Genomic DNA, 23,795 nt, shown 5'->3' with positions numbered 1-23,795 from the left:
CGTACTGAGTCATGGCCGAAGCAACTGCCGATCCCGTTCCAGCAAGAGCGGGCGCTTCCGATAAGAAACCGTTGTTCGGTTTGTCTTTTCTGGAAAACCTTTCCGAAATGACCATGCTGCGTCAGATCGGCCTCATGGTCGGTCTTGCCGCGAGCGTGGCCATCGGCTTTGCCGTGGTGCTCTGGTCCCAGCAGCCTGACTATCGTCCGCTTTATGGCAGCCTGGCGGGCATGGACAGCAAGCAGATCATGGACACCCTGACTGCGGCGAATATCAACTACACCGTCGAACCCAATTCCGGCGCGCTGCTGGTCAAGTCCGATGATGTGCAGCGTGCGCGTATCCAGCTGGCGCAGGCAGGCGTGGTACAGAACGACGCCAACATCGGTTTCGAAATCCTCGACAAGGATCAGGGCCTGGGGACCAGTCAGTTCATGGAAGCCACGCGTTATCGTCGTGGTCTGGAAGGCGAACTGGCACGTACCATCTCCGCCCTGAACAACGTCAAGGGTGCCCGAGTGCACCTGGCGATTCCGAAGAGTTCGGTGTTTGTCCGTGACGACCGCAAGCCAAGCGCTTCGGTACTGGTCGAGCTGTATGCTGGCCGCTCGCTGGAGCCCAGCCAGGTTATGGCCATTATCAACCTGGTGGCCACCAGTGTTCCCGAGCTGAGCAAGTCGCAGATCACCGTTGTCGACCAGAAGGGCGCTTTGCTGTCCGATCAGGCGGAAAACTCCGAACTGACCATGGCCGGCAAGCAGTTCGACTACAGCCGTCGCATGGAAGGCATGCTGACCCAGCGTGTGCAGAACATTCTGCAGCCGATTCTGGGCAACGATCGCTACAAGGCTGAAGTCTCGGCAGTGGTCGATTTCAGCGCCGTCGAATCGACCGCCGAAAGCTTCAACCCTGACCAGCCTGCCTTGCGCAGCGAGCAGTCGGTCAACGAACAGCGCTCCAGCAGTTCAAGCACGGGCGGCGTTCCGGGCGCGTTGAGCAACCAGCCGCCAGGTCCTGCGACGGCTCCGCAGAATGCCACTGCCGGTGCGGCCGGTGCTGCCGGCCCTATCGCGCCAGGCCAGCCGCTGCTGGATGCCAATGGTCAACAGATCATGGACCCGGCGACCGGTCAGCCAGCCTTGGCTCCGTACCCGGCCGACAAGCGCGTGCAGTCGACCAAGAATTTCGAGCTGGACCGTTCGATCAGCCATACCAAGCAGCAGCAGGGCCGTCTGACTCGTCTGTCGGTTGCGGTGGTAGTCGATGACATGGTCAAGACCAACGCCGCCAACGGCGAAGTTACTCGTGCTCCGTGGAGCGCTGCTGACCTGGCTCGCTTTACCCGTCTGGTGCAGGATGCCGTCGGTTTCGACGCCAGCCGCGGTGACAGCGTCAGCGTGATCAACGTGCCATTCTCCAGCGAGCGCGCTGAAGTGTTGCCAGAGGCGTCGTTCTACTCGCAACCGTGGTTCTGGGACATCGTCAAACAGGCGGTGGGTGTGATCTTCATCCTCATCCTGGTGTTTGGCGTGTTGCGTCCGGTGTTGACCAACATCACCACCGGCAAGAGCAAGGAACTGGCCGGTTTCGGTGGCGACGCCGAGCTGGGTGGCATGGGCGGCCTGGATGGCGAGTTGTCCAACGACCGCGTCAGCCTGGGTGGCCCGCAAAGTATTCTGCTGCCTAGCCCGACCGAGGGTTATGACGCACAGCTGAACGCAATCAAGAGCTTGGTGGCCGAAGACCCGGGTCGTGTGGCCCAGGTCGTGAAAGAGTGGATTAACACTGATGAATGATCGAGCCATGGTAGCCAAACTCTCCAAAGTCGAGAAAGCCGCAGTGCTGCTGCTTTCCCTTGGCGAAACCGACGCGGCTCAGGTGCTCCGGCACATGGGTCCCAAGGAAGTCCAGAAAGTGGGCGTAGCGATGGCTCAGATGCGCAACGTGCATCGCGAGCAGGTCGAAGAGGTCATGAGCGAGTTCGTCGACATCGTCGGCGATCAGACCAGCCTTGGTGTCGGTTCCGATGGCTATATCCGCAAGATGCTGACCCAGGCACTCGGCGAAGACAAGGCCAACGGCCTGATCGACCGGATCCTGCTGGGTGGCAACACCAGCGGTCTGGACAGCCTTAAGTGGATGGAGCCGCGTGCCGTAGCCGACGTGATCCGTTTCGAGCACCCGCAGATTCAGGCCATCGTGGTGGCTTATCTTGACGCCGACCAGGCGGGCGAGGTGCTTGGGCATTTCGACCACAAGGTCCGTCTGGATATCATCCTGCGCGTTTCTTCGCTCAATACGGTGCAGCCAGCAGCGCTCAAAGAGCTTAACCAGATTCTCGAGAAGCAGTTCTCCGGTAACGCCAACACGTCGCGTACTACCCTAGGTGGTATCAAGCGTGCAGCCGACATCATGAACTTCCTCGACAGCTCTATCGAAGGCGCACTCATGGATTCGATCCGCGAGGTCGACGAAGACCTTTCGGTACAGATCGAAGACCTCATGTTTGTCTTCAACAACCTCTCCGACGTGGACGACCGCGGTATTCAGGCGCTGTTGCGCGAAGTATCCTCGGACGTGCTGGTACTGGCGCTGAAGGGCTCGGACGAGGCGATCAAGGAAAAAATCTTCAAGAACATGTCCAAGCGTGCCGCCGAACTGTTGCGCGACGACCTGGAAGCAAAAGGTCCGGTGCGTGTCAGCGATGTGGAAACCGCCCAGAAAGAAATCCTCACCATTGCGCGTCGTATGGCCGAGGCCGGCGAGATCGTACTCGGTGGCAAGGGTGGCGAGGAAATGATCTAAGGATTCAGCCGACTCATGTCCAGTTCCAATAAAGAATCGGCCAGCGACCTCATTCGCGCCAAGGACGCCGGGTTACTCGATATCTGGTCGTTGCCCAGCTTCGATCCACATGTGGAACCCGAGCCTGAGCCCGAACCGGAACCGGTCGACGAACCGGCCGAGATGGAAGAAGTACCGCTGGACGAAGTTCAGCCGTTGACCCTGGAGGAGCTGGAAAGCATCCGCCAGGAGGCGTGGAACGAAGGCTTCGCCACCGGTGAAAAGGAAGGCTTTCACAGCACCCAGCTAAAAGTGCGCCAGGAAGCGGAAGTCGTTCTTGCGGCCAAGGTCGCCAGCCTGGAACAACTGATGGGCCACCTGTTGGCACCTATCGCCGAGCAGGACACACAGATCGAAAAGGCCGTCATTCATCTGGTCGAGCACATCGCGCGGCAGGTCATTCAGCGCGAACTGGTCACTGATTCCGGGCAGATCGCCAGCGTGTTGCGCGATGCCCTCAAGCTATTGCCGATGGGTGCGCAGAACCTGCGAATTTTCATCAATCCTCAGGACTTCCTGCTGGTCAAGGCCATGCGCGAGCGTCATGAAGAGTCGTGGAAAATAGTCGAAGACGAAGACTTGCTGCCGGGTGGTTGCCGTATCGAAACTGAGCACAGTCGTATTGATGCCAGTGTCGAAACGCGAATCGCCCTGGCTATTTCCAAAATGCATGACCAGTTGCATGAGCAGGTGACGCATCCGGCTGCGGCGGACCTCAGCGTCGAGCTGGAGGCTGCGCCCGGCAAGGCTTCCAGTGCAGCCGAATCTGACGCGGACACGCTCGATGCGCCTTGATCGCACCAGTTTCGGCAAGCGCCTCGGCTCCTACGCCGAGTCGATCAGTCTGCCTGCCCAGCCGGTAGTAGAGGGTCGCCTGCTGCGTATGGTTGGCCTGACGCTTGAGGCCGAGGGCCTGCGTGCGGCGATGGGTAGCCGTTGCGTGGTCATCAACGATGACAGTCATCACCCGGTCGAAGTCGAGGCTGAAGTGATGGGGTTTTCTGGCAGCAAGGTGTTTCTGATGCCGGTCGGCAGCGTGGCGGGCATTGCGCCCGGCGCGCGGGTGGTGCCGCTGGCCGATACCGGTCGCCTGCCGATGGGCATGAGCATGCTGGGCCGCGTGCTTGACGGCGCGGGCCGGCCGCTGGACGGCCGCTCGCCGATCAAGGCTGAAGACTGGGTGCCGATGGATGGCCCGACCATCAACCCGCTCAAGCGTGACCCCATCAGCCAGCCGCTGGATGTCGGCATTCGCTGCATCAACGGTTTATTGACGGTTGGCCGCGGCCAGCGTCTTGGGTTGTTTGCCGGTACTGGTGTGGGCAAGAGTGTGCTGCTGGGCATGATGACGCGCTTCACCGAGGCGGACATCATCGTCGTCGGCCTGATCGGTGAGCGGGGTCGTGAGGTCAAGGAGTTCATTGAGCATATTCTTGGCGAAGAGGGTCTGAAGCGCTCGGTGGTGGTTGCATCGCCAGCCGATGATGCGCCGCTGATGCGGCTGCGCGCTGCCATGTATTGCACGCGGATCGCCGAATACTTTCGTGACAAGGGCAAGAATGTCCTGCTGCTGATGGACTCGTTGACCCGTTTTGCTCAGGCTCAGCGGGAAATCGCCCTGGCCATCGGCGAGCCGCCAGCCACCAAAGGCTACCCGCCCTCTGTGTTCGCCCGGCTGCCCAAGCTGGTGGAGCGCGCTGGCAATGCCGAGGCGGGTGGTGGTTCCATCACGGCCTTTTACACGGTGCTGTCGGAAGGCGATGACCAGCAGGACCCGATTGCCGACTCCGCGCGGGGTGTGCTCGACGGTCACATCGTGCTGTCCCGGCGTTTGGCTGAAGAAGGTCATTACCCGGCCATCGATATCGAAGCTTCCATCAGTCGGGTCATGCCTGCGGTGGTCAGCCCCGAGCACATGGCGCGTGCGCAGCATTTCAAACAGTTGTGGTCGCGTTACCAGCAGACTCGCGACCTTATAAGCGTGGGCGCCTATGTCGCGGGTGGCGATCGCGAGACCGACATGGCGATTGCGTTGCACCCGGTGTTGGTGCGCTATCAGCGCCAGGGCCTGCGAGACAACGAAAGCATGCAAGGCAGTGGCGAGGCGCTGGCGTCTATATTCGCACCGGCACCTGGCGGCTGATAGCCTATGGCTCAGAGTCGAGCGGCGCGTCTGGCGCCAGTGGTCGAGATGGCGGAAGCCGCCGAGCGAACGGCGGCTCAGCGGCTTGGGCATTTTCAGGGGCAGGTCAATCTGGCCAACAACAAGCTGCAGGAACTTGACCAGTTTCGTCAGGATTATCAGCAGCAATGGTTGCAACGCGGCAGCGCTGGGGTTTCCGGGCAGTGGTTGCTGGGTTATCAGCGCTTTCTCAGTCAGCTCGATGTCGCCGTTGCCCAGCAATACAAAAGTCTTGAGTGGCACAAGGCCAATCTCGATAGGGCGCGTAGCGCCTGGCAGGATTGTTATGCGCGGGTTGAAGGCTTGCGCAAGCTGGTGCAGCGTTATATGGATGAAGCACGCAGACTGGAGGACAAGCGGGAGCAGAAATTGCTCGACGAGTTGTCGCAGCGTCTGCCTCGTCACGAACAATTCTGACGTTTGACTCAATCAGACCCGCGGTGATTTCTCTGGCTGGTCTACGCTATCAATGTCTCGGTGATGAAACACCTCGAGGTTCCTCATGACAGTCACTTCCGAACGCTCTGCCGATGGCCAGACGCTGACCCTTTACATCGAGGGGCGCTTTGATTTTCAATCCCATCAGGCGTTTCGCGCAGCCTACGAGGATTACCCGCAGACGCTGAACTATGTGGTCGACCTGCGGGGCACGCATTACCTGGACAGTTCTGCGTTGGGGATGCTGTTGCTGTTACGCGACCATGCCGGTGGCGATAAAGCGGTGGTGCACCTTGTCAATTGCACGCCTGATGTACTGAAGATTCTGGCTATTTCCAATTTCTCGAAGTTGTTCGAACTGAGCATACCCAGTGCAGTCATCCCCGAAAAAACTGTGCATTCTGATCGCCGATGACAGTGCCAGTGACCGGTTGCTGCTTTCAACCATCGTTGCGCGGCAGGGCCACAGGGTTCTCAGTGCTGGCAATGGTGTCGAGGCTGTGGCCATCTTCAAGGCCGAAAGCCCGCATTTGATCCTGCTGGACGCCATGATGCCGGTCATGGATGGTTTTGAAGCGGCGCGACGGATCAAGGCGATGAGTGGTGAGTCGCTGGTGCCGATCATCTTCCTCACCTCGCTGACTGAAGGCGAAGCGCTTGCACGCTGTCTGGATGCCGGTGGCGACGACTTCATGTCCAAGCCTTACAACCCGCTGGTGCTGGCCGCCAAACTCAATGCCATGAACCGCTTGCGGGTGTTGCACGAAACCGTCCGTCAACAACGTGACCAGATCAGCAAGCACCACGAGTACCTGCTCAACGAGCAGCGTGTCGCCAAGGCGGTGTTCGATCAGATTGCCCACGCCGGTTGCCTTGGGGCCGGCAATATCCGCTATTTGCAGTCTCCTTATGCCTTGTTCAACGGCGACCTGATGCTGGCCGCCTACACGCCGGCCGGGCACATGCAGGTCCTGCTTGGGGATTTCACCGGGCACGGCTTGCCGGCTGCCGTCGGGGCGATGCCGCTTGCCGAGGTGTTCTACGGCATGACCGCCAAGGGCTACGGCCTGGTTGAAATCCTTCGTGAAATGAACGCCAAGCTCAAACGCATCCTCCCCGTCGACATGTTCTGTTGTGCAACGCTGCTTTGTATCAACCTTGCACAACGGCAGGTCGAGGTCTGGAGCGGGGGCTTGCCGGACGGCTACCTGTTGCGTGGCGCGCAGGGTGAGCATGTGCCGCTGGCTTCCAGTCACCTGCCATTGGGCGTGCTGAGTGTCGATGCTTTCGATGCACGCACCGAGGTCTATCCGTTGGCGCCGGGCGATCGCATCTTCCTGCTGTCCGACGGGGTGCTCGACACCAGCAACAACAATGACGAACTGTTCGGTGCGCAGCGTTTGCGCCAGGTGCTTTCTACCAACCGCGAGCCGCATTTGCTGATCGAGGAAATTCTCGTAGCGCTCAACGATTTTGGTGGCAAGGCACGTGACGATGTCAGTCTGCTGGAAATCAGCGCCGTCGATGAGCCATTGCAGAGTCTGCCTGCCCTGACCTATTCGGACAGCGGTGCCTCCAGCCCACTGGACTGGTCGGCCAGCTTCGAGTTTCGCGCTTCGACCCTGAGGCGCTTCAACCCGTTGCCGTACGTCTTGCAGTTGCTGCTTGAAGTTCATGGCCTGCGCAATCAGGGTGCTGCATTGCACATGGTGCTCGGCGAGCTTTATAGCAATGCACTGGAACATGGTGTACTAGGGCTGGATTCGGCGCTAAAGCATGATGCAGCAGGTTTCGCCCTGTATTATCAGCAGCGCGCCGAGCGGCTTGGCATGCTTCAGACCGGGTTTATCCGCGTGACTGTGCGGGTCGAGCCGGTCGCAGCGGGTGGTCGGCTGACCCTCAGCGTGGAGGACAGTGGTCAGGGATTTGATATTGAAAAAGTCCGGATGCAGATACCTGCGGGCAATGAGCTGTATGGTCGCGGGCTCCGCCTGGTGTGTGAATTGAGTCGTGAGGCTCGATGGTCCGCGGATGGCAGGACGGCCTGCGTGGAATTTTCCTGGGAGGGAGTGGCATAATCCCCCCTGGAGTCTTGATCAAGGAGTGAACAAGTGTCGATTCATCTGGATTACAGCGTGCTGAATGCCTTGCAGGAAGTCATGGAGGACGAATATCCGACCTTGCTGGATGTGTTCCTCAAGGATTCCGAGCAGCGTATCGCGCAACTGCGTCTTGCTGTTCAAGTCAGCCATCCTGACTTTCAGGAATTGAGCCTCACCGCGCACAGTTTCAAGGGCAGCAGCGCCAATATGGGTGCCTTGCAACTTTCCGAGTTGTGTCGTCAGTTGGAAGAGCAGTCCCGTCAGCAGTTGTTCACAGGTCTGCCAGAGTTGATCGGTAAAATCGACAGCGAATACATGACTATTCGCGGTTTGTTTAACGCAGAGCGGCAGTTGTTTGTCAGCTGATCACTGATTTCCAGATCCCCGATCTTCCTTTATTCGGCAACCTTTGAAGTGGGTGTGGAAGGTTGGCCCGCATATTGCTAAGTGTTCTGGTAAGGCGATAACCAGCAGCTTATGCGGAGACCGAAATGCCCCTCGCTACCAATGCGCTTCTTCAGGCCACAAGCACTGCGACCTCAAGGTCCGGTACGGCCAATAATGCGGTCAAGTCTGCTGACAGCAGCAAAGACGGGGCCTCCAGCTTTTCCAATGTCTATGCCAAACAGGCGAAGGATGCCGTTCCGTCGCGTGATGATGCGCCGGTCAAGCCGGCTCGCGACAAGGCTGCGCCTGACAAGGACAAGGTTGCCGCCGGCAAGGACAAGCCTGCCAGTGATCAGGCCAATGCCGCTGACACGTCGAGTGTTGCCGATAGCGGCAATGATTTGCCAACCCGATCGACTGCCGCTGAGGATGATGCTGCCAGTGCCGGTTCAAAGCAGGATGACGCACAGGCATCTGCCGACTCTGCATTGACTGAAGGGCTGGCGATTGTCGATCCGGTGCTTGACCCGGCGTTGCAGGCGATGGCTGCTCAAGCGCCTGCGTTGCCGGTCGCCAGACCACAAAGCCCTGACGCCACGGCTGCGCCCGTAGCTACCGTGCTCACGGTCACTCAGGCTGCTCCGCCCGCAGCGACTGAAGAAGCATTCAATCCGGACGCCGATCCGCTTGATGGTCTGGATGCAGTGCAATTGGCGCTGGAGAATGCCAACGCCAAAACGCAGCTGGCTGCGCAGAATACCCATGCTGCCAACAAAGCGACGCCGACCAACGCAGAGGCCGATCCAAACCAGAATCTCGTCAATAACCTGTCGGCCCTGAGCGAGCAGCTTCCCTCGGAAGAGAGCAGCACGGAAAGCAGTGACAAGTCGTTCAGCGGCTTGATCGGCGAAGGACTGAAGGATGTCAAAAGCGCCGCGGGCGACACGCGCGTCGACAACTTTGCCGATCGCCTCGCTGCGCTGAGCCAGGCCGCGCAACCGGCCCGTGTTGCGGCAGCACCTGCCGCAGCGCCGTTGATGAATCAGCCGTTGGCCATGCACCAAAGCGGCTGGACCGAAGGCATTGTCGACCGCGTCATGTACCTGTCGAGCCAGAACCTCAAAACCGCCGATATCAAGCTGGAGCCCGCCGAACTCGGACGTCTGGACATTCGCATCAACATGGCACCTGAGCAGCAGACCCAGGTAACGTTCATGAGCGCCCATATGGGCGTGCGTGACGCACTGGAAAGCCAGATGTCGAGGTTGCGTGAGTCGTTCGTTCAGCAGGGGCTTGGCAACGTCGACGTCAACGTTTCCGACCAGTCGCAACAGCAGGCCCAGCAACAGGCTCAAGAGCAGGCCAGCCGTGCCCAGCGCAACGGTCGTGGCAATGGCGTGAGCTCAGGCGACACTTCGGATGAGATTGCAGGCGTCGATGCCGCTGTTCCGGTCAGCCAGCCGGCTGCACGCGTGATCGGCAGCAGCGAGATCGATTATTACGCGTGATGCTCCTTGCCTCACATGGCAGCCGCGACGCGAAGTCATGCCTTGTCTGCTAGTTGTTAAGGCAGAAATGATTTTCGATCCCGATGGTACAGACGACGCAAATTGCGACCTTAGTGACGGCTGAGTCCTGGCGCTGATCCGGGGGTAGCCTGGCAGGACGCCAGGCTAGCCGCACCGGGCCATGGATGGCCCGTTGCGGCGACCCCCGGATCAGTGACAGGGCGAAGGAACCCGACGAAGTCGGGCCGGAAACAGGAGCGAGGGGATTTGCCTACTTTGGCCTCATCAAAGTAGGTCGCCGAGGGACGAAAAGGTAACCTGAGCCGGACACAAACATAACTGACATAGCAGAACCGCTGTGTGACGCAGAGCGTCACGAAAGGCATTACCACGCGGAGCGTGGGAACGAGAATCTGGGCCGAACGCCAATCCACCTGATCTCGCAGGACCGCTGTGTGACGCAGAGCGTCACGAAAGGCATTACCACGCGGAGCGTGGGAGCGAGAATCTGGGCCGAACGCCAATCTACCTGAAGTCGCAGAACTGCCGTGTGACGCAGAGCGTCACGAACGGCATTCCCACGCGGAGCGTGGGGACGATAGTCATCAGCTCCCGGGTCGGGCTGATTCGGCACTGACACAAGCATTACCATCCCTCCGCGCCCAGCCGCGTAACCGGTTGTGTCCAATACATCTCCATCTCGTACAACTCTGGCATAACACTTGCTCTGCCTCTGTCACGTATTGAAGAACCTATTGAATAGTGACGGATTATTGGCATGGCGAAGAGCGAAGAAGTTAAAGACCCGGCAACCAAAGGCAAACTCAAGCTCATCATCCTCGCCGTTGTGGCGTTGCTGCTGGCGGTAGGTTTGTCGGTGGGCGCGACCTGGTTCCTCATGCACAAGAGCGAAAGCACACCAGACCCGGCTGCTGCCGCTGCCGCAGCTAACGTCAAGCCAGTGGCGGTGTTCGAACCCATGACCCCGGCCTTCGTGGTCAACTTCAACTCCAATGGTCGCCAGCGCTATATGCAGGTCAGTATCACCATGCTGGCGCGCAATGCCGCCGATATGGAAGCGCTGAAGGCGCATATGCCGCTGATCCGCAACAACCTGGTCATGCTGTTTGCTGCTATACCCTTTGAGTCGCTGGCCTCGCCGATCGGCCAGGAAATGCTGCGTCAGAAAGCGACCGCGAGCATTCAGGAAGTGGCACAGAAAGAACTCGGCAAGACTGTGATTGAACAGCTGCTCTTCACTAACTTCGTATTGCAGTAGGACTCTCACATGGCCGTGCAAGACCTGCTCTCCCAGGATGAGATCGACGCGCTGCTGCATGGCGTCGACGACGGGATGGTCCAGACCGACACCGTCAGCGAGCCTGGCAGCGTCAAAAGCTACGACCTGACCAGTCAGGACCGGATTGTCCGCGGGCGCATGCCGACGCTGGAAATGATCAACGAGCGATTCGCCCGCTACACGCGTATCAGCATGTTCAACCTGCTGCGCCGCTCGGCGGACGTGGCGGTGGGTGGCGTTCAGGTCATGAAGTTCGGCGAGTACGTGCATTCGCTGTACGTGCCGACCAGCCTCAACCTGGCCAAGATCAAGCCGCTGCGTGGTACTGCGCTGTTCATCCTTGATGCCAAGCTGGTGTTCAAGCTGGTGGACAACTTTTTCGGTGGCGATGGCCGTCACGCCAAGATCGAAGGCCGTGAGTTCACGCCGACCGAACTTCGCGTCGTGCGCATGGTGCTGGATCAGGCGTTCATCGACCTCAAGGAAGCCTGGCAGGCCATCATGGAAGTGAACTTCGAGTACATCAACTCGGAAGTGAACCCGGCCATGGCCAACATCGTCGGGCCGAGCGAGGCCGTGGTGATTTCCACTTTCCATATCGAACTGGATGGCGGTGGCGGCGATCTGCACGTGACCATGCCGTACTCGATGATCGAGCCGATCCGCGAAATGCTCGATGCCGGTTTTCAGTCGGATCTGGACGATCAGGATGAGCGCTGGATCAACGCGCTCAAGGAAGACGTTCTTGATGTCAATGTGCCGCTCACCACGACCATCGCTCAGCGCCAGTTGCCGTTGCGGGACATCCTGCACATGCGTCCTGGTGACGTTATCCCGGTGGAACTGAGCGAGTCGCTGGTCATGCGTGCCAATGGCGTACCGTCATTCAAGGTCAAGCTTGGCTCGCACAAGGGCAAGATGGCCCTGCAAGTAATCGAACCCATAGCGCGACGCTGACCTGTCTGGTCAACGTCGGAAATTGTTGCGTAACTGAAATACTGCGTGCAGAGGACAACTGATGGCTGATGAAAACGATATGACGTCTGCTGAAGATCAGGCGTTGGCCGACGAGTGGGCTGCTGCATTGGGCGAAGCTGGCGACAGTCAGGCTGATATCGATGCGTTGCTGGCGGCGGATGCGGGGAATTCGGGTAGCCGGATGACCATGGAAGAGTTCGGCAGCGTGCCGAAAAGCACGGGTCCGGTTTCTCTGGACGGTCCCAACCTGGATGTGATTCTCGACATTCCGGTGTCGATCTCCATGGAAGTGGGCAGCACCGATATCAATATTCGTAACTTGTTGCAGCTCAACCAGGGCTCGGTGATCGAGCTGGATCGCCTGGCTGGCGAACCGCTGGATGTGCTGGTCAACGGCACGCTCATCGCGCATGGCGAGGTGGTGGTGGTCAACGAGAAGTTCGGCATCCGTCTGACCGACGTGATCAGCCCGAGCGAACGCATCAAGAAGCTGCGCTAAATGAGGCGCTGGCTAAGTGTTCTGCTAACCCTGCCGTCGCTGGCCTGGGCTGCCGAGCCCGCTGCTCAGGCCGCACCTGCGCAGGTAGCCAATACGGTATCCGGCGGTATGGGCGGGCAGTTGGTGCAGCTGCTGTTCGGTCTGATATTGGTGATCGGTCTGATTTTCGTGCTCGCATGGCTGATGCGCCGCGTGCAGCGCGTGGGGCCGAACAATGGTCAGGTCATCGAATTGGTGAGTTCGCGCGCGCTCGGTCCGCGTGATCGGTTGGTGCTGGTGCAGATCGGCAGTGAACAGATCTTGCTGGGTATCACGCCAGGGCGGATCACGCCCCTGCATGTGCTCAAGGAACCGGTACAGGTGCCAGTGCGTGAGCAGGCGACCCCTGAATTCGCTCAGCGCCTGATGGAGCTGATGGGCAAGGATAAGGACAAGAAGTGATGGGCGCGCTGCGTTTCGTGATACTGCTGTTGCTGGTCATGGTGACGCCTGCTGTACTGGCAGCCGATCCGCTATCGATACCGGCGATCACGCTGTCCAATGGTGCGGATGGTCAGCAGGAGTATTCGGTCAGTCTGCAGATCCTGCTGATCATGACTGCGCTGAGCTTCATTCCGGCGTTTGTCATGCTAATGACCAGTTTCACCCGGATCATCATCGTCTTCTCGATTCTGCGTCAGGCCCTCGGTTTGCAGCAGACACCTTCCAACCAGATCCTGACGGGCATGGCGCTGTTTCTGACCATGTTCATCATGGCGCCGGTTTTCGACCGTGTGAATCAGGATGCGCTGCAGCCTTACCTGGCTGAAAAGCTCACTGCACAGGATGCAGTCGCCAAGGCGCAGGTGCCGATCAAGGATTTCATGCTGGCGCAAACCCGTACCAGTGACCTTGAGCTGTTCATGCGCCTGTCCAAGCGTACCGACATCCCCACCCCGGATGCCGCGCCGCTGACCATTCTGGTTCCAGCGTTCGTGATTTCGGAGCTCAAGACGGCGTTTCAGATCGGCTTCATGATCTTCATTCCGTTTCTGATCATCGATCTGGTGGTGGCCAGTGTGCTGATGGCGATGGGTATGATGATGCTGTCGCCGCTGATCATTTCGCTGCCGTTCAAGATCATGCTGTTCGTGCTGGTGGATGGCTGGGCGCTGATCGTCGGCACCCTGGCTGGCAGTTTTGGTGGCGTATGAGCCGTTTCACTGAGGAGTCTGCCCGATGACGCCGGAAGTAGCTGTCGATCTGTTTCGCGAGGCGCTGTGGCTGACCACCGTGCTGGTCGCGATTCTTGTGGTGCCGAGCCTGTTGTGCGGTCTGCTGGTGGCGATGTTTCAGGCGGCCACGCAGATCAACGAACAGACCCTGAGCTTCCTGCCGCGCCTGTTGGTCATGCTCGTGACGCTGATTGTCATCGGCCCCTGGCTGCTGAAAATTTTCATGGAATACATGCTGTCGTTGTACACCAGTATTCCGACGCTGATCGGCTAGCGCCGCATGCAGCCGATGCTTGCGCTGACCGATATCCAGATCAGTACCTGGGTAGCGAGCTTCATGCTGCCGATGTTTCGTATCGTCGCGTTGCTGATGACCATGCCGGTGATCGGCACCACGCTGGTTCCCCGACGCGTGCGTCTTTACCTCGCATTTGCCATCACTGTGGTGGTCGCTCCAGCGCTGCCAGCCATGCCGCCGGTTCAGGCGCTTGACCTCAGTGGGCTGTTGCTGATCGGCGAGCAGATCATCATCGGTGCCGGCATGGGGCTGTCCCTGCAGATGTTTTTCCATATCTTCGTGATCGCCGGGCAGATCATCTCGACGCAGATGGGCATGGGCTTTGCCTCGATGGTCGACCCTACCAACGGCGTATCTTCGGCTGTCATTGGCCAGTTTTTTACCATGCTGGTCACGCTATTGTTCTTGTCCATGAACGGCCATCTGGTGGTGTTGGAAGTGCTTGTCGAAAGCTTCACCACGATGCCGGTGGGTGGTGGTCTGCTGGTCAATAATTTCTGGGAGCTGGCGAACGGGCTAGGCTGGGCGTTGAGTTCCGGACTCAGGCTGGTGTTACCTGCTATTACTGCGTTGCTGATCATCAACATCGCTTTTGGCGTCATGACCCGTGCAGCGCCGCAACTCAACATCTTCTCGATCGGTTTCCCGCTGACTCTCGTGCTGGGCATGGTCATCCTGTGGATGAGCATGGGCGATATTCTCAATCAGTATCAGCCGATTGCCAGTCAGGCACTGCAATCGTTGCGCGACATGGTGAGGGCTCGTTGAGATGGCAGAAAACGAGAATGGCCAGGACAAGACAGAAGACCCCACGGAAAAAAAGGTCAAGGACTCCAGAGCGGATGGGCAGATTGCGCGCTCCAAGGAGCTGACCACGCTGGTGGTCATGCTGATGGGGGCGGGCGGGTTGCTGATGTTCGGCTCAGGCATTGCGCAGATGATGTCCGAGCTGATGCGCGACAATTTTACGATCAGCCGCGAAACGCTCATGGATCAGTCATACATGGGCAAGGCGTTGCTCAGCTCCGGCCTGCACGCGCTGGTCGTGATGCTGCCGTTTCTGATCGCCATGCTGGTGGCGGCGCTGGTGGGGCCGATCATGCTTGGCGGCTGGTTGTTCGCAACCAAATCGCTGATGCCCAAATTCAGCCGGATGAACCCGGCGGCAGGGCTCAAACGCATGTTTTCACCGCATGCGCTGGTCGAGCTGCTCAAATCCTTCGGCAAGTTTTTGATCATCCTCGCCGTTGCGCTGGTGGTCTTGAGCAACGAGCGCAATGATCTGGTGGCCATCGCTCATGAGCCATTGGAACAGGCGATGATACACAGCCTGCTGGTGGTCGGCTGGAGCAGCTTCTGGATGGCCTGTGGTCTGATATTCATTGCTGCTGCCGACGTGCCCTTTGTACTGTATGAGGCGCACAAGAAGTTGCTGATGACCAAGCAGGAAGTGCGCGACGAGCATAAGAACAGCGAGGGCAGCCCCGAGGTTAAACAGCGTATTCGCCAGTTGCAGCGCGAAATGTCCCAGCGGCGGATGATGGCGTCGATTCCGGAAGCGGATGTCATTATTACCAACCCGACGCACTTTGCCGTAGCCTTGAAATACGATCCCGAGCAGGGCGGGGCGCCGATGTTGCTGGCCAAGGGCACGGACCTGGTGGCGCTGAAGATTCGCGAAATCGGCGCGCATAACCAGATACTGATTCTGGAATCTGCGGCGTTGGCCCGCTCCATCTACTACAGCACCGAGCTGGACCAGGAAATCCCTGCCGGGCTCTATCTGGCCGTGGCCCAGGTGCTGGCCTATGTCTACCAGATCCGCCAATTCCGCGCCGGTCAAGGCAAGCGCCCAGACCCACTGGGTGACATCAAGATCCCGCCCGACCTGCAGCGCGATGCGTAGCCCTTTGCTTTGTCGCCAGCAGACCACCCTCGCACCCGTGCTCCGCATGGGTATGCGGTTCCTGAAGCTCTGCGTCCGCTCTTGGGCGTGTGGTGCGGCGCAGATTTGTGACGCAGAGCGTCACCCACGGCATTCCCACGCTGGAGCGTGAGGAACGATCATCTCAACTATCGTGCGACGCTCCGCGTCGCATGCCGTTCCGGGCGCTCTGCGTCCGCTCTGTGCGATTCCCACGCAGAGCGTGAGGAACGATCATCTCAACTATCGTGCGACGCTCCGCGTCGCATGCCGTTCCGGGCGCTCTGCGTCCGCTCTGTGCGATTCCCACGCAGAGCGTGAGGAGCGATCATCTCAACTATCGTGCGACGCTCCGCGTCGCATGCCGTTCTGGACGCTCTGCGTCCGCTCTTGAAGATTTTCTGACTGCGCAAGGTATGCTGGTTTCCCATTACTTCTGTCTCTAAGGAATCTCCGAACAAGTCCCGGTTATGCGAAAATCGCCTGACCACCTGATCCGAGCCTCCCATGAGCCAGATGAGCTTTTCCGATTTCGAATATGCCAGCAAGCGCAAGCAGACACGCCGCGAACGCTTCCTCGCCGAGATGGATCAGGTCGTCCCCTGGACAGGTCTGCTGGGCCTGATCGAACCGTTCTACCCCAAGGCCGGCGGTGGCAGAAAACCTTATCCGCTGGAAACCATGCTGCGCATTCACCTGCTGCAGAACTGGTTCTCCCTGAGTGATCCGGCCATGGAAGAAGCGCTCTACGAAATCACCCCCATGCGCCAGTTTGCACGCCTGACGTTGAGTGCGCCGATACCGGAAGACACCACGATCATGAACTTCCGGCACCTGCTGGAGAAACATCAACTGGCTCCTGCAATCCTCGCGGTCATCAACGGTTATTTGCAGGAAAAAGGCCTGTCGCTGCGCCAGGGCACCATCGTCGATGCCACCATTATTCATGCCCCAAGCTCGACCAAGAACAAAGACGGCGAGCGTGATCCCGAGATGCATCAGACAAAGAAGGGTAACCAGTATTTCTTCGGTATGAAGGCCCACATCGGCGCTGACGTTGAGTCTGGACTGGTTCATCACGTCCATGGCACTGCGGCCAATGTGGCCGATGTCACTCAAGTCGCCGAACTGCTCCACGGGGAAGAAAACGCGGTCTATGCGGACGCTGGCTACACCGGTGTCGAGAAGCGTGAAGAGCACGAAAATCGTAACGTGATCTGGCAAATCGCGGCGCGGCGCAGCACGTATTCCAAGCTGAACAAACGCAGCCTGTTGTACAAAGCCAAGCGCAAGATCGAGTACTGCAAAGCGCAGACACGCGCCAAGGTCGAGCATCCGTTTCGGGTCATCAAGCGCCAGTTTGGTTACGTGAAAGTACGCTTTCGTGGGCTGATGAAAAACACGGCCCAACTGACCACGCTGTTCGCCCTGTCGAACCTGTGGATGGCTCGAAAGCGACTAATGGGTTTGGGTGAGTTGCGCGCTTAACACGGAAAACCGAGCGAAAAACGCGCTCGACTCACACTGCATCAGACCGTTTTCAGAAAAATAGCGCTATGTGCCTGGCAAATTACGGCTTGCCACCGCTGCGCGGCAAGTTGATCGGAGCATCCCTAGGTCATCATTTACATAAATATCGTCGTTTTTCAGTCTTCAGCTGCAAAGCGCGACGGATTTTAGGAACTATTTAGAACTTTGTTTGTGCTTTAACTATCAAGCGCCATTGAACTTTACGCGCGTCTCTATGCTTGTGTTCATCATGCAAAGGAAGGCATGCGCCTTTTAATGAAATAGTTTCATCCCCACATCCTTCGCAACGATAAATTCCCGATGCCAGAGCACTTTCTCCAGGAACATGAAGCCTGTTCCATTCGACATCGCCCAGAAGCGACGCTCTGGCCTTGGACAGATGCATTACTGTCTCTTCAGTCACGAGAGCCATTTGATTCCTATAGTCCGTTAAAACTTTGACGCTACCGCATGCATCCTACCGTCGCCACTGGATTTTCATCCATTCCTGGTTGTATAAACAGTGGGTGTGGGAATTTTTGACCCTAATCACCCGCCAAGTACGGGGTTTTTTATAGGTAATTACCATGATTTACAGCGCGGACATCCAAAAGTTGGAGCCCGGGAACCAGATTCGCCTGTACGAACTGGATGCGACGAGGCTGGGAGCCACGCTCTGGCGCTTCCACGGGCATGAGCATGAGGGCGACATCATCTGGCAGGGCCAGCTGTATTCGCCTATCCAGATCGAGGTCACCGGTTTAGATATCCGTGGTGATGGCCGCCCAGCCACACCCAAGCTCAGGCTGGCCAACGAGCTGTCGGGTATTCCGCGAGCAGTGTCAGCGCTTTGCCTTCAGTTCAAGGACCTCGCTGGCGCGGACTTCAAGGTGATCGAAACCTTCAAGCACTTCCTGGATGCCGCGAACTTCGACGGGGGCAACCCAGATGCCGCAGATCAAAGCCGCACCAGCCTTTGGAGGATCGAGCAGAAGACCGAAGAGAACTTTTCGGCGGTCGGCTTCGAGCTTTCCAGCCCCATCGACATGGAAGGCCAGCAGCTGCCGTCCCAGCAGATCACCAAGTTGTGCCGCTGGGCGATGCGTGGCCAGTACCGGCAGGAGGCTTGCGCCTACACAGGCACCGCGTATTTCGACAAGAAGAACGAACCCACCGACAACCCTGCGCTTGACCGCTGCGGGGGCTGGTGGAGCAGCTGCAAGTTGCGCGGCAATACCCGCCGGTTCGGCGGCTCCATGGGCGCAAGCCTGATCGCCAAGGGATAACCATGCGAATCAATCAAAAGCTTCAGGACGACATGAGGGCGCACGCCGAGCAGTCACACCCGGCCGAGGCCTGCGGGCTGCTGATCAAGACCGAGGCCGGGCGTGAATACGTGCCGTGCGGCAATGTGGCCACCAACCCGCTGCAGCACTTCCTGATCGACAAGCACGACGCTGCGGCGGCAGAAGACAGGGGCGAGGTGCTGGCCATCGTGCACAGCCACCCTGACCGAGCCGCAACGCCGAGCATGACCGATCTGGTCAGCTGTGAGCTGCATGAATTGCCTTGGGCGATTGTGAGCTGGCCTGTCGGTGACATTCAGTGGTTCAAGCCGAGCGGTTTCCAGGCCCCCTTGCTGGGCCGGGACTTCTCTCATGGCCTGCTCGATTGCTGGGCGGCCTGCCGCGACTGGTACGCCCGCGAGGCCTCACTCCCGCTGCCGAACTTCGAACGCAAGGAACTGTGGTGGGAAGATCCGGACAGCCCCAGCCATTACGAAGAGAACTACGAGGCCTGCGGCTTCGTCCGGGTCGAACAGCCCCAGCGCGGCGACCTGCTGGTGTTCCAGGTCCCTACCGTGGGCAGGCCTTGTCACTTCCCGAACCACGCCGCGATCTACCTCGGGGCCGATGCCAGCCTGCACAGCGAGGACGCGCCGGCACTGGGCGGGTCTGGTCCGTTCATCTATCACCACATGCCCGGTCGCCTGGCTGCCCGTGAGGTCTACGGCTGGTCGATGGCCAACCGCGTGAAACTGATCCTGCGCCACAAGGAATACACCCCATGACCATGCGCACCATCGTGCTCTACGGCGTTCTGCGCAAGCATTTCGGCCGGGAGTACCGTATCGACGTGCACAGCGTGCGCGATGCCGTGAATGCCCTTTGCGCGATGAAGCCCGGCTTCGAGAAGTTTCTGCGGACCGGCGAAGAGCGTGGCTTGGTGTTCAGCGTCTTCTGCGGCAAGCGCAACGCCGGCGAGGCCGAGTTCGATATGCAGGGCAGCGACAACACCGATATCCGCATCGTGCCGCTGATCCAAGGTAGCAAGCAGGCCGGGTTGTTCCAGGTGGTGCTGGGCGTGGCGCTCGTCGTGGGCGGCCTGTTCTCTGGCGGTACGACTACAGCGCTGGGCATGGGTCTGCTTGGCGCGGGTGCGGCGGTCGGCCTCGGTGGTGTGGTGCAGATGCTTTCTCCCACAACGACTGCCAGCGTGGGCAACAACAACGATGACGGCAACAACCCCAGCTACGGTTTCGGCGGCGCAGTGACCACTGTTGCCCAGGGCAACCCCTATCCCGTGCTCTACGGCGAACGAGAGATCGGCGGTGCCGTCGAGTCGGGCGGCATTTACACACAAGATCAGATTTGATCATCAGGTAACACCAGACCCGCTTCGGCGGGTTTTCTTTTTTCTGGGGGCGGTATGGCAAGTGCGGTAGCAGCGCGAAGCATTCGCGGGAGCAAGGGCGGCGAGGCCACACAGAAGCAGCCGACGATTGCGTTAAACAGCACAGCTTCCATTGCCACCGCGCGCATCGTCTACCTGTGGAGCTGGGGGCCGATCGTCGGCCCAGTGAACGGTCGTCGGTCAATCAAGCTTGACGGCACTCCTTTGGAGGCCGAGGACGGCACAGATAATTTTCCGGGCGTGAAGTGGCAGTTCCGCAATGGCGAGCTGAACCAGCAGCGCCTTGAGGGCATTGCCGAGTCCAGCAACGAAGTCGACGTAAACCAGCAGTTGCTCAGCACTACACCTTACCTGCGCACCGTGAATAACCCGGTGCTGGATGCGCTTCGCATCCGGTTCAGCTGGCCACAACTCCAGTCGCAGGACCAGAGCGGCAATATAAACGGCGTGCGAATCGATTACGCGATCGACCTGGCCACTGATGGCGGGCCGTTTGTTCAGGTCCTGGCGGACTCCGTAGACCGCAAGAACGTCACCAAGTACGAGCGCAGTCATCGCATCAACCTGCCTGCGGGCAGCCGCTGGACTATGCGCGTGCGCCGGATCACGCCGGAGGCCAACAGCTCGCTGATTCAGGACAGCATGTTTATCGAGGCGGTGGCCGAGGTCGTAGACAGCGATCAGGAGTTTCCGCTCACCGCCGTGGGCTGCGTTGAATATGACGCCCAGCAGTTCGGCGGCGATATCGCCAAGATTGCAGTGCTAATGCGCGGGCGCATCGTGCGCGTGCCGAACAACTACGACCCGGAGACGCGGACCTATGCAACGTCCGGCGCGGGTACCAGCAACGGGATATGGGACGGTACGTTCAAAGAGGCCTACACGAATAACCCGGCCTGGGTGTGCTACGACATTGCGCTGAACCCGTATTACGGCCTCGGACACCGGATCGATGCCACGATGGTGGACCGCTGGAACCTGTACCGCATTGCGCAGTATTGCGACCAGATGGTGCCGAACGGCGTGGGCGGCACGCACCCCCGGATGACTTGCAATATCTACCTGCAAAAGCAGGCGGATGCTTACGCGGTGCTGCAGGACCTGTCGGCCATCTTCCACGGCATGAGCACCTGGGATGGCAGCCAGATCACGTTCAACGCCGACATGCCAGGCGACCCGGTCTACACCTACAACCCGTCGCAGATCCTGAACAACGGTGAAATCCAGTATTCGGGCACCCGGGCGCGCGACCGCCACAACCTGGCAATGGTGACCTGGGACAACCCTGACCAGAGTTTTGCGACGGACAAAGAGCCTGTCTTTGATGATGTGGCGATGGCCGAATCTGGATCGGTCAACGAGCTGTCGGTGGACGCCTACGGCTGCACTTCACTCGGGCAGGCGCAGCGCGCAGGCCAATACGCTCTGATCACCGAACAGATGCAGACAAGGCCCGCGACCTTCCGCGTTGGCCTGGACGGCGGCATTCCGAAGACAGGGCAGATCATTGCCGTGGCTGACCCCATGCTGGCCGGTCGTGCGAACGGCGGTCGGATCAGCGCGGTGGCGGGGCGCGTCATCACCGTTGACCGCGACATCGATCTTTCGACCGGTGCCAAGCTGCGGGTGAACTTGCCCAGCGGCAAGACCGAGGCGCGCGTTATCACCTCGCTCGCCGGCCGGCGGGTAACTGTGGCGGCCAGCTTCAGCGAAGTGCCAGAAGCCGAATGCGGCTGGATACTCGAATACGAAGACCTGAAAACCATGCAGTTTCTGGTGCGCAACATCACGCGCCCGGAATGGCACCAGTACCAGCTCGAGTGCATCCAGCACGAACCGAGCAAGTTTGACGCCATCGACTTCGGCGCCGTCGTGGACATCCGCCCAATCAGCGGCATTCCAGTGGGCGTACAGGCTGCGCCGGGCGCAGTGTTTGTGACCCAGCACGTCGTGATCGAGCAGGGCATTGCGGTTACAAACATGACCATCAGCTGGGACGCTGCGCCAGGCGCGGTTGCGTACGACGTGGAATGGCGCTGGGGCTCGCGCGAGTGGGTCAAGGTGCCGCGCACTGGCGAGCAGTCGGTGGATGTGCCGGGTATCTACTCCGGTCAGTACATGGCCAGGGTGCGCGCTGTCAGCGCCTTGAACGTTTCATCCTTGCCGGCCACCTCGCTGCTCACGAACTTGCAGGGCAAGACCAGTTTGCCGCCTGCCGTCACGTCGCTGACTGCCACCCCGCTGATCTATGGGATAGGCCTGAAGTGGACCTTCCCGCCTGGCGCGGAAGATGCGCAGCGCACCGAGATATGGAACAGCAAGATCAATGATCGGAGTAAAGCGACAAAGCTTGCAGATTTTGCCTATCCACAATCCAGTCACGAACTGCAAAACATCACGCCGGGGACAAACCTGTTCTTCTGGGCGCGTATTGTCGATCGGTCTGGAAACGTCGGGCCTTGGTTCCCAGCAGATAAAGGTGTGCTCGGACAGGTAAGTGTTGACCAGCCCGCTTATGAGCAGTATTTCCTCGGCAAGATCAACGCGTCCGCCCTGGGTGAGCAGCTGTTCTCCGAGTTCGGCAAAATATCCGGGGATGGGGATGGCTCGGTAAATCAACGGATTGCCGAGCTGAAAAGTGAGATCGGCGAAATCACCGACGCGCTGGCCTACGTGGCGACCGACGCCTACGTGCGGGACAACACCGTGCGCGTGGGCGATAACCTCTGGACTGCTATCGCGGCGGTGCCAGCGGCTGCCAACGGATCGAATGCTCCGCCGAACCCGACCTACTGGGTTAACAGCGGCCAGTCAATCCGAACCGCCAACGCTCTGGCAGCTCAGGTAACGAAAAACACCGCTGACATCAGTACGGTGGACGGCAAGACCAGCGTTACCGCTAGCCAGCTTCAGGCGGTGCAGGCTCAGTACCGTGCCGACAGTGGGGAAGGCGATCTGCTAGACGCGCTCAAGGGGTGGGACAGCACGGCCAGCTACGCACAGGAAGTGAAAGTCAGGACGGAACAGGACTTCGCACAGGCCCAGCGCACCACACTGCTTGATTCTCGGGTCGGCGGCAATGAGTCGAAAATCAGCGTCGTTGAAACGACGATTGCGACTGACAGGCAGGCCACTGCTCAGCAGATCACAACGCTGAGTGCGGCAGTCGATGCGAGTCAGGCCGCCATCCGGAGCGAGGCAACAGCAAGAGCGGACGCTGATGGTGCGTTGTCCCGCCAGGTAACCACTGCGCAATCGACAGCCAACGGGGCGAGCGCCAGTGCTGAAACGGCAACTAACACCGTTTCGGCGCTAGGAGGCAAGGTTTCATCTCTCACGACCATAAAAACTTCGACCACGGTCGGTGGCCGTACGGTCATGGCAGGGCTGGCAATAGGTGTTGAGGGGCAGCAGCAGGAGTCGCAGATACTTGCTTTTGCGCAGCGCTTCGCAATTCTGGACGAGGCCAGCGGAACGATGATTGCGCCGTTTGTGGTGCAAGGCGGGCAGGTGTTTATCAACACCGCGATCATCAACACGGCCTTCATCAAAGAAATCATTGCGGGAATGTCGATCACATCCCAGGCAAAGAACTCGCGTGGCGAACCTTTGTTAGATCTCAACTTTGTGACTGGAGCAGTGAATATCCGGAGCCAAGATGCTGACGGTTCGACTCTGCTTAATAATCGCGGGCTCTATGTGTATGACGCCAACCTTGTAGAACGCACGGCAGTAGGCCGCCTGACCGCGTCTTAATCTCGTACTGATAAACCATTTCGGAGAAAAGATGGATACTTATGGAGTGCGAGTGCGAGACGCTAGCAATGCTCAGACTTTAGGGATGGAAGATTTTACTATTAGAAAGCTGGCTTCGATTGTTATTCCAGCCTCTCGCACAAGCGGTGAGGGCGTTCGAAG

Annotated in this window: 23 protein-coding genes; 22 read left to right on the top strand and 1 reads right to left on the bottom strand. The window is 59.1% G+C overall.

Annotated features, from left to right (window positions below; translation table 11 throughout):
- Positions 1 to 11 precede the first annotated feature (11 nt).
- The 18 genes from fliF to AC4ANK_RS18180 all read left to right on the top strand — a co-directional run bounded on the left by fliF (position 12) and on the right by AC4ANK_RS18180 (position 17,162).
- Positions 12 to 1,796 (top strand): flagellar basal-body MS-ring/collar protein FliF, encoded by a 1,785-nt coding sequence (fliF, locus tag AC4ANK_RS18265; RefSeq protein WP_002554292.1) that lies wholly within the window; start codon positions 12 to 14, stop codon positions 1,794 to 1,796.
- Positions 1,789 to 2,805, top strand: coding sequence for a flagellar motor switch protein FliG (gene fliG, locus AC4ANK_RS18260; RefSeq protein ID WP_002554291.1), 1,017 nt, complete (start codon positions 1,789 to 1,791; stop codon positions 2,803 to 2,805). The genes fliF and fliG overlap by 8 nt, the downstream gene beginning before the upstream one ends.
- Before the next feature lie 15 nt (positions 2,806 to 2,820).
- Positions 2,821 to 3,639, top strand: a complete 819-nt coding sequence (gene fliH, locus AC4ANK_RS18255; RefSeq protein WP_002554290.1) for a flagellar assembly protein FliH — start codon at positions 2,821 to 2,823, stop codon at positions 3,637 to 3,639.
- The gene (gene fliI, locus AC4ANK_RS18250) at positions 3,629 to 4,987 is read left to right on the top strand and encodes a flagellar protein export ATPase FliI (protein ID WP_031597204.1); all 1,359 of its coding nucleotides are present in this window, start codon (positions 3,629 to 3,631) and stop codon (positions 4,985 to 4,987) included. Before fliH ends, fliI begins: the two co-directional genes overlap by 11 nt.
- A 6-nt stretch (positions 4,988 to 4,993) precedes the next feature.
- Positions 4,994 to 5,443: a flagellar export protein FliJ gene (fliJ, locus tag AC4ANK_RS18245; protein WP_002554288.1), complete on the top strand. Its 450-nt coding sequence runs from the start codon at positions 4,994 to 4,996 to the stop codon at positions 5,441 to 5,443.
- Positions 5,444 to 5,528: 85 nt separating this feature from the next.
- Complete coding sequence (locus AC4ANK_RS18240) at positions 5,529 to 5,879, top strand: STAS domain-containing protein (protein ID WP_002554287.1); 351 nt, start codon at positions 5,529 to 5,531, stop codon at positions 5,877 to 5,879.
- Positions 5,836 to 7,542 carry a fused response regulator/phosphatase gene (locus tag AC4ANK_RS18235; protein ID WP_031597201.1) on the top strand — a complete coding sequence of 569 codons (1,707 nt, stop codon included), beginning with the start codon at positions 5,836 to 5,838 and terminating at the stop codon, positions 7,540 to 7,542. The genes AC4ANK_RS18240 and AC4ANK_RS18235 overlap by 44 nt, the downstream gene beginning before the upstream one ends.
- 33 nt (positions 7,543 to 7,575) lie before the next feature.
- Positions 7,576 to 7,932, top strand: coding sequence for an Hpt domain-containing protein (locus AC4ANK_RS18230; protein WP_002554284.1), 357 nt, complete (start codon positions 7,576 to 7,578; stop codon positions 7,930 to 7,932).
- Between the two features lie 125 nt (positions 7,933 to 8,057).
- Complete coding sequence (locus AC4ANK_RS18225; protein WP_002554283.1) at positions 8,058 to 9,461, top strand: flagellar hook-length control protein FliK; 1,404 nt, start codon at positions 8,058 to 8,060, stop codon at positions 9,459 to 9,461.
- 778 nt (positions 9,462 to 10,239) lie between these two features.
- Entirely contained in the window at positions 10,240 to 10,740 is a 501-nt protein-coding gene (gene fliL, locus AC4ANK_RS18220; protein WP_002554282.1) for a flagellar basal body-associated protein FliL, read from the top strand.
- 9 nt (positions 10,741 to 10,749) lie between these two features.
- A complete protein-coding gene (fliM, locus tag AC4ANK_RS18215; protein ID WP_002554281.1) occupies positions 10,750 to 11,718 on the top strand; it encodes a flagellar motor switch protein FliM in 969 nt (322 codons plus the stop codon).
- 61 nt (positions 11,719 to 11,779) lie between these two features.
- Complete coding sequence (gene fliN, locus AC4ANK_RS18210) at positions 11,780 to 12,238, top strand: flagellar motor switch protein FliN (RefSeq protein WP_002554280.1); 459 nt, start codon at positions 11,780 to 11,782, stop codon at positions 12,236 to 12,238.
- Positions 12,239 to 12,679, top strand: coding sequence for a flagellar biosynthetic protein FliO (gene fliO / locus AC4ANK_RS18205; protein ID WP_002554279.1), 441 nt, complete (start codon positions 12,239 to 12,241; stop codon positions 12,677 to 12,679).
- Complete coding sequence (gene fliP / locus AC4ANK_RS18200; RefSeq protein ID WP_002554278.1) at positions 12,679 to 13,431, top strand: flagellar type III secretion system pore protein FliP; 753 nt, start codon at positions 12,679 to 12,681, stop codon at positions 13,429 to 13,431. The genes fliO and fliP overlap by 1 nt, the downstream gene beginning before the upstream one ends.
- A gap of 25 nt (positions 13,432 to 13,456) precedes the next feature.
- Entirely contained in the window at positions 13,457 to 13,726 is a 270-nt protein-coding gene (locus tag AC4ANK_RS18195) for a flagellar biosynthetic protein FliQ (protein WP_002554277.1), read from the top strand.
- Positions 13,727 to 13,732: 6 nt separating this feature from the next.
- Positions 13,733 to 14,518 carry a flagellar biosynthetic protein FliR gene (fliR, locus tag AC4ANK_RS18190; protein ID WP_002554276.1) on the top strand — a complete coding sequence of 262 codons (786 nt, stop codon included), beginning with the start codon at positions 13,733 to 13,735 and terminating at the stop codon, positions 14,516 to 14,518.
- A 1-nt stretch (position 14,519) separates the two neighbouring features.
- A complete protein-coding gene (flhB, locus tag AC4ANK_RS18185) occupies positions 14,520 to 15,656 on the top strand; it encodes a flagellar biosynthesis protein FlhB (protein ID WP_002554275.1) in 1,137 nt (378 codons plus the stop codon).
- Between the two features lie 525 nt (positions 15,657 to 16,181).
- On the top strand, positions 16,182 to 17,162 hold the full coding sequence (locus AC4ANK_RS18180) for an IS5 family transposase (protein ID WP_044424202.1): 981 nt from the start codon (positions 16,182 to 16,184) through the stop codon (positions 17,160 to 17,162).
- A gap of 199 nt (positions 17,163 to 17,361) precedes the next feature.
- Here AC4ANK_RS18180 and AC4ANK_RS18175 read toward each other — a convergent pair whose 3' ends face one another.
- The gene (locus tag AC4ANK_RS18175; protein ID WP_081050563.1) at positions 17,362 to 17,616 is read right to left on the bottom strand and encodes a hypothetical protein; all 255 of its coding nucleotides are present in this window, start codon (positions 17,614 to 17,616) and stop codon (positions 17,362 to 17,364) included.
- Between the two features lie 154 nt (positions 17,617 to 17,770).
- Here AC4ANK_RS18175 and AC4ANK_RS18170 point away from each other — a divergent pair, with 154 nt between their 5' ends.
- Genes AC4ANK_RS18170 through AC4ANK_RS18155 form a run of 4 tightly spaced genes read left to right on the top strand, consistent with a single transcriptional unit; the run spans position 17,771 to position 23,633 of the window.
- On the top strand, positions 17,771 to 18,469 hold the full coding sequence (locus AC4ANK_RS18170; RefSeq protein ID WP_003370693.1) for a phage minor tail protein L: 699 nt from the start codon (positions 17,771 to 17,773) through the stop codon (positions 18,467 to 18,469).
- 2 nt (positions 18,470 to 18,471) lie between these two features.
- Positions 18,472 to 19,254 carry a C40 family peptidase gene (locus tag AC4ANK_RS18165; RefSeq protein ID WP_058887070.1) on the top strand — a complete coding sequence of 261 codons (783 nt, stop codon included), beginning with the start codon at positions 18,472 to 18,474 and terminating at the stop codon, positions 19,252 to 19,254.
- Entirely contained in the window at positions 19,251 to 19,838 is a 588-nt protein-coding gene (locus AC4ANK_RS18160; RefSeq protein WP_058887069.1) for a tail assembly protein, read from the top strand. The genes AC4ANK_RS18165 and AC4ANK_RS18160 overlap by 4 nt, the downstream gene beginning before the upstream one ends.
- 54 nt (positions 19,839 to 19,892) lie before the next feature.
- On the top strand, positions 19,893 to 23,633 hold the full coding sequence (locus tag AC4ANK_RS18155; RefSeq protein ID WP_460384841.1) for a TipJ family phage tail tip protein: 3,741 nt from the start codon (positions 19,893 to 19,895) through the stop codon (positions 23,631 to 23,633).
- Positions 23,634 to 23,795 lie beyond the last annotated feature (162 nt).

The organism is Pseudomonas sp. Pmew2 (assembly GCF_058129885.1).
Note: the sequence above shows the minus strand (reverse complement) of the source record. Positions and strands in the feature narration are given on the sequence as shown.